General features: G+C 71.2%; 9 protein-coding genes. 4 read left to right on the top strand and 5 right to left on the bottom strand.

From position 1 onward, the window contains the following. Positions 1–28: 28 nt before the first annotated feature. The 3 genes from ACWDD7_RS16920 to ACWDD7_RS16910 are packed head-to-tail and all read left to right on the top strand — an operon-like array spanning position 29 to position 5,882. Positions 29–835: an HlyD family efflux transporter periplasmic adaptor subunit gene (locus ACWDD7_RS16920; protein WP_450457866.1), complete on the top strand. Its 807-nt coding sequence runs from the start codon at positions 29–31 to the stop codon at positions 833–835. Further along, entirely contained in the window at positions 832–3,057 is a 2,226-nt protein-coding gene (locus ACWDD7_RS16915; RefSeq protein ID WP_450457865.1) for an NHLP family bacteriocin export ABC transporter peptidase/permease/ATPase subunit, read from the top strand. The genes ACWDD7_RS16920 and ACWDD7_RS16915 overlap by 4 nt, the downstream gene beginning before the upstream one ends. Continuing rightward, the gene (locus ACWDD7_RS16910) at positions 3,057–5,882 is read left to right on the top strand and encodes an NHLP bacteriocin export ABC transporter permease/ATPase subunit (RefSeq protein WP_450457864.1); all 2,826 of its coding nucleotides are present in this window, start codon (positions 3,057–3,059) and stop codon (positions 5,880–5,882) included. The genes ACWDD7_RS16915 and ACWDD7_RS16910 overlap by 1 nt, the downstream gene beginning before the upstream one ends. Before the next feature lie 57 nt (positions 5,883–5,939). Here the strand turns inward: ACWDD7_RS16910 and ACWDD7_RS16905 are convergent, their stop codons facing one another. Continuing rightward, positions 5,940–6,464: a hemerythrin domain-containing protein gene (locus ACWDD7_RS16905; protein ID WP_450457863.1), complete on the bottom strand. Its 525-nt coding sequence runs from the start codon at positions 6,462–6,464 to the stop codon at positions 5,940–5,942. 232 nt (positions 6,465–6,696) lie between these two features. On the opposite strand from ACWDD7_RS16905, the gene qcrB reads away from it, so the two are divergent. Next, positions 6,697–8,331, top strand: a complete 1,635-nt coding sequence (gene qcrB, locus ACWDD7_RS16900) for a cytochrome bc1 complex cytochrome b subunit (RefSeq protein WP_450457862.1) — start codon at positions 6,697–6,699, stop codon at positions 8,329–8,331. A 65-nt stretch (positions 8,332–8,396) separates the two neighbouring features. Here qcrB and ACWDD7_RS16895 read toward each other — a convergent pair whose 3' ends face one another. The 4 genes from ACWDD7_RS16895 to ACWDD7_RS16880 form a co-directional block, all read right to left on the bottom strand. Then, positions 8,397–9,572 carry a hypothetical protein gene (locus ACWDD7_RS16895; protein WP_450457861.1) on the bottom strand — a complete coding sequence of 392 codons (1,176 nt, stop codon included), beginning with the start codon at positions 9,570–9,572 and terminating at the stop codon, positions 8,397–8,399. Positions 9,573–9,727: 155 nt separating this feature from the next. Then, on the bottom strand, positions 9,728–10,120 hold the full coding sequence (ctaF, locus tag ACWDD7_RS16890) for an aa3-type cytochrome oxidase subunit IV (RefSeq protein WP_450457860.1): 393 nt from the start codon (positions 10,118–10,120) through the stop codon (positions 9,728–9,730). Next, complete coding sequence (gene ctaD, locus ACWDD7_RS16885) at positions 10,117–11,835, bottom strand: aa3-type cytochrome oxidase subunit I (protein ID WP_450457859.1); 1,719 nt, start codon at positions 11,833–11,835, stop codon at positions 10,117–10,119. The genes ctaF and ctaD overlap by 4 nt, the downstream gene beginning before the upstream one ends. A gap of 689 nt (positions 11,836–12,524) precedes the next feature. Then, a complete protein-coding gene (locus tag ACWDD7_RS16880) occupies positions 12,525–12,974 on the bottom strand; it encodes an OsmC family protein (RefSeq protein ID WP_450457858.1) in 450 nt (149 codons plus the stop codon). Positions 12,975–13,044 lie beyond the last annotated feature (70 nt).

Below are 13,044 nucleotides of genomic sequence, written 5' to 3'. Positions count from 1 at the left end.
CATCCGCACCACAGGTGAGGGAAGTTCCGTGCAGTTCCGCCAACAGGCCCTCGCCAAACTCCAGTCGCCCCAGGAACTGGACCTCCCGGTGCGGCTCGCCCGCCCGCAGGGCTGGCTCGCCCTCGGTGTCACCGTCGCCGTCATGGCCGCGGCCTCCGTCTGGGCGGTGACCGGATCGGTCGCCTCCACGGTGAGCGCGGGCGCCATCCTCACCCACGGGCAGGGCAGTTATGTGCTGCAGAGCCCCGTGTCCGGGCAGGTGACGGCCGTCCTCGTCCGGCAGGGCGAACAGCTGCCCGCCGACGCCCCGGTGGTCAAGGTCCGTACCGCCCAGGGGGATTCGGTCGTGCGCACGGTCGCCGCGGGCCGCGTCACCACGCTCGCCGCCACCATCGGGCAGATCGTCCGGACCGGCACCGACGTGGCCGCCGTCGAGAAGGTCGCCCACCCCGGTGACCCGCTGTACGCCACCGTGTACGTGCCCGCCGAGAACGCCGCCGCCATTCCCGCGCACGCCTCCGTCGACCTCACCGTCTCCTCGGTGCCGACGCAGCGCTACGGCGTGCTGCGCGGCCGGGTGCGCTCGGTGGACCGGGCCGCGCAGTCCGCCCAGTCGATCGCCGCGTTCCTCGGCGACAGCCAGCTCGGCCGGCAGTTCACCAAGGACGGCCGCCCGGTCGCCGTGACCGTGCGACTGGACGACTCCAAGGAGACCAGGAGCGGTTACCGGTGGTCGACCGCCGACGGGCCGCCCTTCCGGCTGGAATCCATGACCCTCGCCTCCGCCTCGATCAGGCTGGCCGACCAGCACCCCGTCGATTGGCTGCTCCCGTGACGCCCGCTCCCCCGCAGACCCGCGGCCGCAGACGCGCCGCCCCCGCCCGGCGTCCGGCCCCCAAGTCCCGTACCGGCACGGTCCGTACGCCCACCGTGCTCCAGATGGAGGCCGTCGAGTGCGGCGCCGCCTCCCTCGCGATGGTCCTCGGCCACTACGGCCGCCACGTCCCGCTGGAGGAGCTGCGCATCGCCTGCGGCGTCTCCCGGGACGGCTCGCGCGCCAGCAACCTCCTGAAGGCGGCGCGCAGTTACGGTCTGACCGCCAAGGGCATGCAGATGGACCTGGCCGCCCTCGCCGAGGTGCGCGCCCCGGCCATCCTGTTCTGGGAGTTCAACCACTACGTCGTCTACGACGGCATGGGCCGCCGCCTCGGCCGGCGCGGCATCCACATCAACGACCCCGCCAAAGGCCGCCGTTTCGTGCCCCTGGAGGAGTTCGACGGCAGCTTCACCGGTGTCGTCCTGGTGCTGGAGCCCGGCGCGGACTTCGCCCGGGGCGGGCGCAAGCCGGGCGTGCTCGGCGCGATGCCGGCCCGGCTGCGCGGCACCGCGGGCACCCTGCCCGCCGCGGTGCTGGCCAGCCTGCTGCTGGTCGCGGTCGGCGCGGCCGTACCGGCGTTGAGCCGCACCTACATCGACATGTTCCTGATCGGCGGCCAGACCTCGCTGCTCGGCGTCCTGTTCGCCTCGATGGCCGCCTGCGTGCTGCTCACCCTGGTGCTCACCTGGTTGCAGCAGGCCAACCTGCTGCACGGCCGGATCATCTCCTCCACCCTGACCAGCGCCCGCTTCCTGCGCCATCTGCTGCGGCTGCCGGTGACGTTCTTCGCCCAGCGCTCCCCCGCCGACCTGGTACAGCGTCTGCAGTCCAACGACCAGGTCGCGGAGACCCTGGCCCGCGACCTCGCGGCGGCCGGCGTGGACGCGATCGTGGTCGTGCTCTACGCGGTGCTCCTCTACACCTACGACCCGCAGCTGACCCTCGTCGGCATCGGCGTGGCCCTGCTGAACATCGTCGCCATGCGGCTGGTCGTGCAGCTGCGCGCGACCCGTACGGCGAAGCTGCGCGCGGACACCGCCCGGCTGACCAACACTGCTTACACCGGGCTCCAGTTGATCGAGACGATGAAGGCGACCGGTGGTGAGGACGGCTACTTCCGCAAGTGGGCCGGGCAGCACGCCACCACGCTGGAGGAGCAGCAGCGGCTCGGGGTGCCGAGCGCGTGGCTCGGGGTGGTCGCGCCGACGCTGGCCACGTTCAACAGCGCGCTGATCCTGTGGATCGGCGGTCTGCGCGCCGTCGAGGGCCATATCTCGGTGGGTCTGCTGGTGGCCTTCCAGGCGCTGGTCACCCGCTTCACCGCACCGCTCACCCGGCTCAACGGGGTGGCGGGCCGCATCCAGGACTTCGCGGCCGACGTGGCCCGCCTCAAGGACGTGGAGAACTTCCAGGCCGACCCGCTGCACGCCCGCGGCGGCCCCGGCGACTCCACCCGCCGGCTGCTCGGCCATGTCGAGCTGGAGAACGTCACGTTCGGCTACAGCCCGCTGGACAAGCCGCTGCTGACCGGCTTCGACCTGACCGTGGGCCCCGGGCAGCAGGTGGCGCTCGTCGGCGGCTCGGGCAGCGGCAAGTCCACGGTGTCCAGGCTGATCTCGGGACTGTACGCGCCCTGGGACGGGGTGATCCGCATCGACGGCCGGCGCCTGGAGGACATCCCGCGCGGCGCGCTCGCCGCCTCCGTCTCCTTCGTGGACCAGGAGGTGTTCCTCTTCGAGGGCTCGGTCCGCGACAACGTCGCCCTATGGGATCCCTCGATCCCGGACGAGGCGGTGGTGGAGGCGCTGAAGGACGCCGCCCTGTACGAGGTGGTGGCGCGGCGGCCCGGCGGCATCCACGGCAAGGTCGAGCAGGACGGCCGCAACTTCTCCGGCGGGCAGCGCCAACGCCTGGAGATCGCACGGGCGTTGGTGCGGCGGCCGAGCATCCTGGTGCTCGACGAGGTGACCAGCGCGCTGGACGCGCAGACCGAGCTGGTGGTGATGGACAACCTGCGCCGTCGCGGCTGCGCGTGCGTGGTGATCGCACACCGGCTGAGCACGGTCCGCGACAGCGACGAGATCGTCGTGCTCCAGCACGGCACGGTGGTCGAACGCGGGCGGCACGAGGAGCTGGTGGCGCGCGGCGGCGCGTACGCGGCGCTGGTCAGGGAGCGTTGATGACGTCTGTTCAGGAGGGGTACGACGGCGACCTGGTGCTCGGGGCGCTGGGCGCGCTCGGCACCCGGGTCGACTGCGCCGGGTTCACCCGCCTCGACCTGGAAGGGCCCCAGGTGCTGTGGCTGGTGGCGGCCGGCGCCCTGGACCTGTTCGCGGTGGACGCCGGCCGGCAGGGCCACTGGCACCACCTGGGCCGTCTGGAGGCGGGCGCGCTGCTGCTCGGTCCGGTCGCGGGCGCCCGCCACACCCTGGTGGCCCGCCCGGTGCGGGACTGCGTGGTGCACCGGGTGAACCTGCGCGAGCTGTACCAGCCGGCGGGCACCCAGACCTGGTCGTACGACGAGTACGGGCGGCCCCAGTACGTGCCGCCCGCGTCCAGCCCGCTGGAGTACGCCCTCGCGCTCGGCGTCGGCCGCGGCCTGTCCGTCCTCTTCCAGGCTCCGACGGCCGAGGAGCGTCCCGAAGTCCCCACGGACGATGACGTGTTCTGGATGCAGGTGCCGCCCGGCAGCGTCCAGTACGGCTCCCTGTACGGCACGGAGGCCGCCGCCGACCTGCTGGTGGACCCGGCGTTGTGGCAGTCGATGGTCGACCAGCAGTACCGGCTGCTGACCGCGCTGGACCGCTGGATCGAGCAGCTGGAGCGCAGTCACGAGACCAGGACGGCCGCCGGGATCAAGGCCGGTGAGGCCGCGGGCGCCCAGGCGGACCGCACCCTGCTGGCCTCGATCGGCCGCCGCTCGGGACGTCGTACGACGACCGCCGACGCCGATGCCACGTACGCGGCCTGTGTGCTGGTGGCGGAGGCGGCCGGGATCACGCTGGCCGAGCCCGCGCGGAGCGGCACCGAGAGCGAACGCCTCGATCCGGTCGAGCGGGTGGCACTCGCCTCCCGGGTGCGCACCCGCGCCGTACGGCTCGAAGGCCGCTGGTGGCGGGAGAACGTGGGTCCGCTGGTGGGGCAGCGGGCGCTGTCCGGGGCGCCGGTCGCCCTGCTGTGGCGGCGCGGCGGCTACGCGGCCGTCCACCCCGGCACCGGCCGGGAGACCCCGGTCGACGGGGCGAACGCCGAGGACTTCGAGCCGCGCGCGGTGATGTTCTACCGGCCGCTGCCCGACAAGGCGCTCTCCCCGCTCGGACTGCTCCGCTTCACCATGAGCGGCGCCCGCGGCGATCTGCTCGGCCTGCTGCTCGCGGGGCTGGTGACGGTGGCGATCGGGGCGCTGGTACCGATCGCGACCGGCAAGGTGCTCGGCGAGTACGTGCCGAGGGCCGAGGAGGGCCTGATCGTCCAGGTGTGTCTGGCGGTCATGGTGAGCGGGGTGGTGTCGGCGGCCTTCACGCTGCTGGAGAACCTCTCCATCCTGCGCCTGGAGGGCCGCGTCGAGGCGGCGCTGCAACCGGCCGTCTGGGACCGGCTGCTGCGGCTGCCCACCCGGTTCTTCACCACGCGCTCCACCGGCGAACTCGTCAGTGCCGCCATGGGGATCAGCGCGATGCGCCGGATGCTGGCGGGCGTCGGCCCGGTGGTCGCCCAGTCGGTGACGGTCGGCGCGATGAACCTCGGCCTGCTGCTGTGGTACAGCGTGCCGATGGCTCTCGCGGCGATCGGCATGCTGGTCGTCATCGCGGCCGTGTTCCTGGGGCTCGGGCTGTGGCAGGTGCGCTGGCAGCGGCGCCTGGTGGTGCTCGGCAACCGGCTGAACAACCAGGCTTTCCAGACCCTGCGCGGACTGCCCAAGCTGCGCGTCGCGGCCGCGGAGAACTACGCGTACGCCGCCTGGGCACGGGAGTTCGCCCGCAGCCGGGAACTCCAGCGCAAGGCGGGTCGGATCAAGAACCTCACGACCGTGCTCGGCGCGGTCTATCTGCCGGTGTGCTCGCTGCTGATGTTCACGCTGCTCGCGGGACCCGCGAAGGGCACCCTGTCGGCGGCGGACTTCCTCACCTTCAACACGTCGGTGACGATGGTGCTGACCTCGGTCACCCAGCTGACCGGCTCGCTGGTGTCGGCGGTGGCCGCGCTGCCGCTGTTCGAGGAGATCAGGCCGGTCCTGGATGCCGCCCCCGAGGTCCGCGCCGCGAGCACCCGCCCCGGCCCGCTCTCCGGCGCGCTGGAGGCCCGCCGCCTCTCCTTCCGGTACGCCGACGACGGCCCGCTCGTCCTGGACGACGTCACCTTCACGATCCGCCCCGGCGAGTTCGTCGCGGTCGTCGGCCCCAGCGGCTGCGGCAAGTCCACCCTGCTGCGGCTGCTGATCGGCTTCGACGGGCCGGTCTCCGGCAGCGTCCTCTACGACGGCCAGGACCTCGCGGCACTGGACCAGTCGGCGGTACGCCGCCAGTGCGGGGTGGTGCTCCAGCACGCCCAGCCGTTCACCGGCTCCGTCCTGGACGTCATCTGCGGCGCCGAGCCGTACACCCCCGAGGAGGCGATGGCGGCGGCGGAGATGGCCGGGCTCGCGGAGGACATCAAGCGCATGCCGATGGGCCTGCACACCATCGTCTCCGGCAGCGGCTCGGTCTCCGGCGGCCAGCGCCAGCGCCTGATGATCGCCCAGGCCCTGATCCGCCGCCCCCGCATCCTCTTCTTCGACGAGGCGACCAGCGCCCTGGACAACGACACCCAGCGCGTCGTCATCGACAGCACCCGCAAACTCCACGCCACCCGCGTGGTCATCGCCCACCGCCTGTCCACGGTCCTCGACGCGGACCGGGTGATCGTGATGGAGGAGGGCCGGGTGGTCCAGCAGGGCAGCCCCGCCGAACTGCTCGCGGACACCACGGGACGGCTGCACGAACTGGTCCGGCGGCAGCTGACGTAGCGACGCGCCCCGGCACCACCCACCGGACTTCCCGGCCGACGCCCCCTCGACGAAGGTCTACTGCCGGCCGCGGCGGGACACGGCGTCACGGAGGCGTCCCCAGGTACCGCCTACCGGGGCGGCGGTTCTCCCCACCGGCGCCGACGGCTCCGCTCCGCACGCCTGCGACTCCAGTTCTTGCAGGACATCGGCGGGACAGACCCCTTGAAGGCGCGGGAAGAGGAGCTGTTCCTCCACGACGACGTGTTCCGTCACACGGGTGACCACCGAGACCAGGAGGTCCCCGAACCGTTCGTCGTCGGGCTCCCGAGCCTCCAGCAAGGTCAGCAGCTCCTCGATCTCACGGTACTCGGCGAGCCGGCCGTCCGCCCGGGTACCGCCGTCCGGCAGGTACCGGCGCAAGGCCGGGCACAGGTACTCCCGCTCCACCGCGAAGTGCCGGACCAGACTGGTGCCCAGCTGCTCGACGAGCGCCCTGCGCCCGCTGCCACCGGGTGCCGAGCAGCGGATGCGGTCGACAAGGCGTTGGATCCTCCGGTGGTCCGCCGTCAGTACCTCGATGATGCCGCTCCGACTGCCCACTCCCACTCCCTGGTGGCTCTGTGCACCGCTCGGCGTCGTGTGCCGGGACACGAACGGGGACATCCGCCCGCTCGATCACCGCTGAAAAGCGTGCGCCCTCGGCATGCCTGCGCCACGCGCCTCGGGATCACGATCAAGATTGAAGCACGCGGCGCCCGGCCGCTCCCCGGCACGCGGCCGACCGGGGCGCGCTGCGCGGTGCGGCACAAGACGTGGAGGAGCGTGGTGCGGCATGCTGCGGCGGCGGCGCGGAACGGGGGCGGAGGCGCGACAGGCGGCCTTCCAGGCGTACGTGGTGATGGACCGGCGCGCGCCGATCTCGGAGCTTGCCGGACAGCTGTTGCGCAAGGCATTCCCCGACCACTGGTCCTTTCTGCTCGGTGAGATCGCACTCTACGGTTTCGTCGTTCTGGTACTCACCGGCAGTTACCTGACGCTCTATTTCGATCCGAGCCTGACCCAGGTGCCCTACTCCGGTTCGTACGGCCCGTTGCAGGGCGTTCTGGTCTCGAAGGCGTACGACTCGACCCTCCATGTGAGTTTCGATGTGCGGGGCGGCCTGCTGATCAGGCAGATGCACCACTGGGCCGCCCTCGTCTTCGTCGCCGCCATCGGCGTCCACATGCTCAGGATCTTCTTCACCGGCGCCTTCCGCAGGCCCAGAGAACTCAACTGGGTCATCGGCGTGACCCTGTTCATGCTGGCCCTCCTGGAGGGCTTCTGCGGCTACTCGCTCCCGGACGACCTCCTGTCCGGCACCGGCCTGCGCACCGCCAACACCATCGTGCTGTCGATCCCGGTCGTCGGGACGTACCTGGCGCTCTTCGCCTGGGGTGGCGCCTACCCCGGCACGGTGCTCGGCCAGCGGCTCTACATCCTCCATGTGCTGTTCGTCCCGGGCCTGCTGATCGCCCTCATCGCCGTGCATCTGTTCCTGGTGGTCTATCTGAAGCACACGCAGTGGGCGGCCCCCGGAAAGACCAACCGGAACGTGGTGGGGCACCCCATGTACCCCTCGTTCGCCGTCAGGTCGACCGGGCTGTCCCTGATGGTCTTCGGCGTCACCGCGCTGCTGGCGGGGGTGGCACAGATCAACCCCGTGTGGAACTACGGCCCGTACGTCACTGACCAGGTCTCGACGGACGCCCAACCGGACTGGTACGTCGGATTCCTGGAAGGGGCCCTGCGGCTGATGCCGGCCGCGGAGACCGACATCGCCGGGCACACCTTCATGTGGAACGTGCTCCTGCCCGCGGTGGTCCTGCCCGGACTGCTCTTCGTCGTGCTGTACCTGTACCCCGTCTTCGAGCGGTGGGTGACCGGGGACCTGCTGGAGCACCATCTGTGCGACCGGCCCCGCGACCGGCCGGTGCGAACGGGTCTCGGGGTGGCGGGCGTCGTCGCGTACGCCGTGCTGCTCATGGCGGGCGGCAACGACGTGACGGCCTTTCTGTTCGGCGTCTCCGTCAACACCCTCACCTGGGTCTTCCGCATCGCCCTCGTCGTCGGCCCCGTCGTCGCGTACCTCGTCACCCGCCGCGTCTGCCTCGCGCTGCAACTGCACGAGCGGCATCTGTACCAGGAGGGGGAGGAGACGGGTGTGGTGCGTCAGGACCTTGCGGGCGGCATGGCCGAGCGCCACACGGGCCTCGACCGGGCGCGCCGCTATCGCCTGCTGGTCAGGGAGCTTCCCCGGCCGCTCAAGGCGCCCGGACGCCAGGCACCGCTGCGCCACCGCCTCAGGGCGTCGCTGAGTTCCTGGTACTACCGGGACCGCGTCGAACCGCCCATGACGGCGGAGGAGCGTCTGCAGATCGCCGGCCGCACGGCGGATCCGGTGGCAGGCGGCGCCGACGCCGACGAGTGACCGAACCGGCTCGCCGCCGGTTCAGCGGCGGACGGCCGCGCCGTCACCCGGGCAGTGGGGGTTTCTCACCGGCCGACGGCGAGGAACAGGGCTCCGACCACGACCGACAGGAAGATCTCGTAGCCGAGGACGGCGCAGGCCAGGGCCACCACTCCCTTTTGCCACAGACGCGGCCCGCCGTAGGGAAGGAGCGGCGGCTGGTCCGAGGGCTGGAGCGCCGCGTCGGTCGCGGTCGTGCCGGTCTCCGCGTGGGTGCGCCACCAGTCCCCCAGCGTTCGGATCTTGGCTTCGAACTCCGAGTCCCAGAGCACTCGTCCGACACGCGGCACCGGCAAGGGCGTCCGGCGGCTGTCCGCTCCGAGGACGACCGGCCTGCGCCCACCGCGGTGGCGCTCGACGGTGATCCCCTGGATCTCGTCCCAGGGAACGGTTCGGGGCCGCAGCCCTCGTACGACCAGGTGGTCGGCGGTGAGGACGACGCCTCTGCCGAGACTCAGGAAGCCCGCGCCCAGCAGCAGCGCGATCGCGACCAGTGCGCCGAGCACCCGGCTGAGGAGCGTCGGATGAGCAGAGCCGGGCCCCTCGGCGAACCCCGCCATCAGCGCGTCGGCCGCGAGCCAGCAGAGCAGCAGGACCGTGGGCACCGACCGGCTCGGCGCAGGTCGCATCCCCAGTCGCTCGGGCAGCCGGCCGTGGGTGTCCCCCCAGACCTCGGGTCCACCGGTCGTGTCCTCGACGCGGGCCGCGCCCCTGTTGGCGAGCCACCAGCTCCGGATGGTCGCGGCCTTCTCGTCGAACCGGCGGTCGCGGGACAGGAAGCCGGAGCTGGGCATTCGGAGCGGGGTGCGGTGTCCGTCCGTCTCGTAGAGGACCACCCGCCGTCCGCCGGCGAACGGCTCGACCGCGACCTCGGCCACGCGGGTCCACGGGATGGTCCGGCGGCGCAGGTTGTGGACGACGACCGCCTCAGGGGTCAGGGTCACCCCGACGTAGCGGCTCAGCACCCACAGTTCGAGCGCGACGAGGAGCGGCAGCACCACGGAAACGACCCGCGCGTCGAACGGCAGGCCGGGCAGTCCGGGCCGCTGGTGCGCCCACAGCAGAGGGTTGGACAACTGCGTCAGCACGACGGCGCCGAGGATCACGGCCAGGGGCAGGGACTGCTGCCACGAAGCCCGGTAGCGGACTCGGCCGATCGTTCCCGACGATTCCGCTCCGCCGTCGCGGGCTTCCTTGTTCACCGTTGTTGCACCCCTGCCCCGTGATCAATGCGAGGCATCATGCACGGCATGGGACCGTTCGCGCAATGACCGGCGGCGGCCCCGGCCCGACGGGGCAACGGGCAGCCGGGGCGGACGCGCTCCCCGGCGGGCGGGCGGGCCGTCCTTCAGAGACCTCACCGGCTCTCCCGGTCTCCGAACTGCAAGACCATGCCGAAGACTCCGGGCCACAGGAGGCCGAAACCGATGAGGATGATCCATACGCCGTAGACGATGCCGACGGCGATCACAGCGGCGCCCAGCGCGGTGACGACCGGGTAGCCGCTGTACGGGGGGAAGAAGTCCAACGTACCGGTGCGCTCGCGGATGTCGGAGTCCGGTCGGTCTTCGGGGCGCACTCCCTTGCGCCGGTAGTTGATCATGCAGAAGAACGCGATCACCGACGCCATGCCGAACGAGACGCTCAACGCGGCGATGCCGGCGGGTTCGCGCGCGAACCAGATGTAGGCCGTGTCGGTGAGGAGGAAGAACAGCGCGACGCCGGCGAAGAGGTACGCCTCGGATTTCATTCGCTCTGCTCTCCCAAGGTGTCCGGGGTCGGCTCGACCGTTCCGCGAGCCGGCGGCTCCAGTTCCTCCCGCACCTCGGGGTGATGCAGATCGAATGCCGGTGAATCGGACCGTACGCGGGGAAGCGCGGTGAAGTTGTGGCGGGGCGGGGGGCACGACGTGGCCCACTCAAGGGAGCGGCCCCAGCCCCAGGGATCGTCCATGCCGACCTCGGTGGCGTACTGCGCGGTCTTCCACACGTTGTAGAGGAAGGGGAGCGTGGACAGACCGATCAGGAAGGCGCCGATCGACGAGATGGTGTTCAAGAGGGTGAAATCGTCGGCCGGCAGGTAGTCCGCGTAGCGGCGGGGCATCCCCATCTCACCGAGCCAGTGCTGGACGAGGAACGTGGTCTGGAAGCCGACGAACAGCGTCCAGAAGTGGATCTTCCCGAGGCGTTCGTCGAGCATTTTTCCCGTCATCTTGGGCCACCAGAAGTAGAAGCCGGCGAACATCGCGAAGACGATCGTGCCGAACAGCACGTAGTGCAGATGGGCGACGATGAAATACGTGTCGGTCAGGTGGAAGTCCAGGGCCGGGGAGGCGATGAGGACGCCGCTGAGCCCCCCGAGCAGAAACGTCACCAGGAAGCCCGCCGACCACAGCATCGGCGTCTCGAAGGAGACACTGCCCCGCCACATGGTCCCGATCCAGTTGAAGAACTTCACCCCGGTCGGAACGGCGATCAGGAAGGACATCAGGGCGAAGAAGGGCAGCAGCACCGCGCCCGTGGCGAACATGTGGTGGGCCCACACGGTGGCCGACAGCATCGTGATCGAGATCGTCGCGCCCACCATGCCGGCGTATCCGAAGACCGGTTTACGGCTGAACACCGGGATGATCTCCGTGACGACGCCGAAGAACGGCAGTGCCACGATGTAGACCTCCGGGTGGCCGAACCACCAGAACAGGTGCTGCCACAGCAGCGCGCCGCCCGAGGCGGAGTCGAAGATGTGCGCTCCGTAGGCCCGATCGGCCACCAGGGCGAGCAGGATGGCGGTGAACACCGGGAAGGCCAGCAGCACGAGGATCGAAGTGAACAGGATGTTCCAGGTGAAGATCGGCATCCGGAACATGGTCATGCCCGGCACCCTCAGACACACGATCGTGGCGATGAAGTTCACGGCACCGAGCGTGGTGCTCACGCCCGCCACCGCGAGCCCCATCGCCCACAGGTCACCGCCGTGGCCGGGAGAGTGCACCGCGTCGTTCAGGGGTGCGTAGGCGAACCAGCCGAAAGGCGCCGCGCCCTGGTCGACGAAGGAGCCGGACAGGACGACCAGGCCGCCGAAGAGGAAGAGCCAGTACGACAGAGCGTTCAGACGCGGGAACGCGACATCCGGGGCACCGATCTGCAACGGCATGACGGCGTTCGCGAACCCGGCGAACGTGGGGGTCGCGAAGAGCAGCATCATGATCGTGCCGTGGATCGTGAACAGCTCGTTGTACTGCTGGTTGGTGACGATCTGCAGGCCCGGGCGAGCCAGTTCCGCACGCATGATCATCGCCAGCACACCGGCGAGGAGGAAGAACCCGAACGAGGTGACGAAATACAGGTGGGCGATCTTCTTGTGGTCGGTGGTCGTCAGGTAGTCCCGGATCCGCACTCCCGAGGGCACCCGAGGTTCACGGGTGGTGACCTGCTGCTCGCCCGGCCCTGGAAGAGTCTGTGCCATGAGCGCCCTCCACGCGCTGAGTCAATCGAAGCGGCCCCGCGGGGACGCGGTCGTCGCCCTGAGGGTCGGTCCCCGAGATGAGCGCGAGGTCTGGCGAGCGCCGGGCACCCGCGGCTCCCATGCCGCCCGCGCCGCCGACGGCGTGTCGTCGGTTCCACGGACCGGGGAGGCGGTGGGCGTGCCGACGAGCCGGCGCTCGGCGCGCACGTCCGTGGCCACTGTCCGCCCGCGCGTACGGCCGAACACCGGAGTGCCGGATGCCCCGGCGCTGGTGGCAGCGTGCGGGAAACCCCCGCAAGGGCCGCCGTGCCGGATGACACGGCGTCAGCATGGCAGAGATGACGGCTCGTCGCCTGTGACGCGACGGTGCCATCCGGGTTACCCATCATCCGGCGGTCACCAGGTCGATCCTCCCGAGCCGAGACACCGCGGGCACCGGTGTCCGGACGGGTTCATGGCAGCCGCAGCCGCTGCGGGGATCGCCGCGCTCACCGGAGCGCCCGACGCCGACCCGGCCGGGCCCCGGTCGCCGGGACGAGGGCGAGGGCGAGGGGATGCGGGGACGAAGGGGCGAAGGGGCGAAGGGGCGAAGGGACAGCTCGCCCAAAGTGCTCACCGCGTGGCCGCGCCCGGCGGAGGCAGGGCGCGACGCCGGTGCCGGCGGGACGGCCGTCGGCACCGGCAGGGGCTCACGCCAGCTCGACGCCGACCTCGGGTGGCTGCTTGAGCGTGTTGTGGACGGTGCAGTGCGAGGCCACGGCCAGCAGGCCGGCGCGGCGCCGCTCGGGAAGTTCCGGCGGCGCGACGATCACGATCCGCAAGGAGGCGACGCGGGCCGGGGAGTCGGAGGCCATGACGAACTGCGCGCGGACCCGCAGTCCGGAGCGGGGCAGGCCGTGGCGGTGCAGGTAGCTTCCCGCGTAGAAGGCGACACAGGTGGCCAGGGAAGCGGCGAACAGCTCGACGGGCGTCGGCGCGGTGTCCGTGCCGCCCGCCTCGACGGGCTGGTCGACCTGGACGCGGTGCCCACGGATGTCGACGCTGTAGGCGTCGTCACCGACATGGGTGACCTCCAGTCGGTGCACGTCGGTTTCTCGCGCCTGGGTCGTGCCACTGGTGTGGTGAGTGGTGCCGGTCATGGCGGGGCCTCTTCTGCCTGCGGACGTCCGGTGGTGGTTCCAGTGGACCGCCTACGGCTCGCCGGTGCGA

Source organism: Streptomyces sp. NPDC001056 (assembly GCF_053598955.1).
This window is presented reverse-complemented; position numbering and strand designations above follow the sequence as displayed.

Excerpts from the sequence above, each read along its gene's own strand:
- ctaF (WP_450457860.1), bottom strand. The coding sequence starts at position 10,120 with ATGAAATCCGAGGCGTACCTCTTCGCCGGCGTCGCGCTGTTCTTCCTC.
- ACWDD7_RS16910 (WP_450457864.1), top strand. The coding sequence starts at position 3,057 with ATGACGTCTGTTCAGGAGGGGTACGACGGCGACCTGGTGCTCGGGGCG.
- qcrB (WP_450457862.1), top strand. The coding sequence starts at position 6,697 with ATGCTGCGGCGGCGGCGCGGAACGGGGGCGGAGGCGCGACAGGCGGCC.
- ACWDD7_RS16880 (WP_450457858.1), bottom strand. The coding sequence starts at position 12,974 with ATGACCGGCACCACTCACCACACCAGTGGCACGACCCAGGCGCGAGAA.
- ctaD (WP_450457859.1), bottom strand. The coding sequence starts at position 11,835 with ATGGCACAGACTCTTCCAGGGCCGGGCGAGCAGCAGGTCACCACCCGT.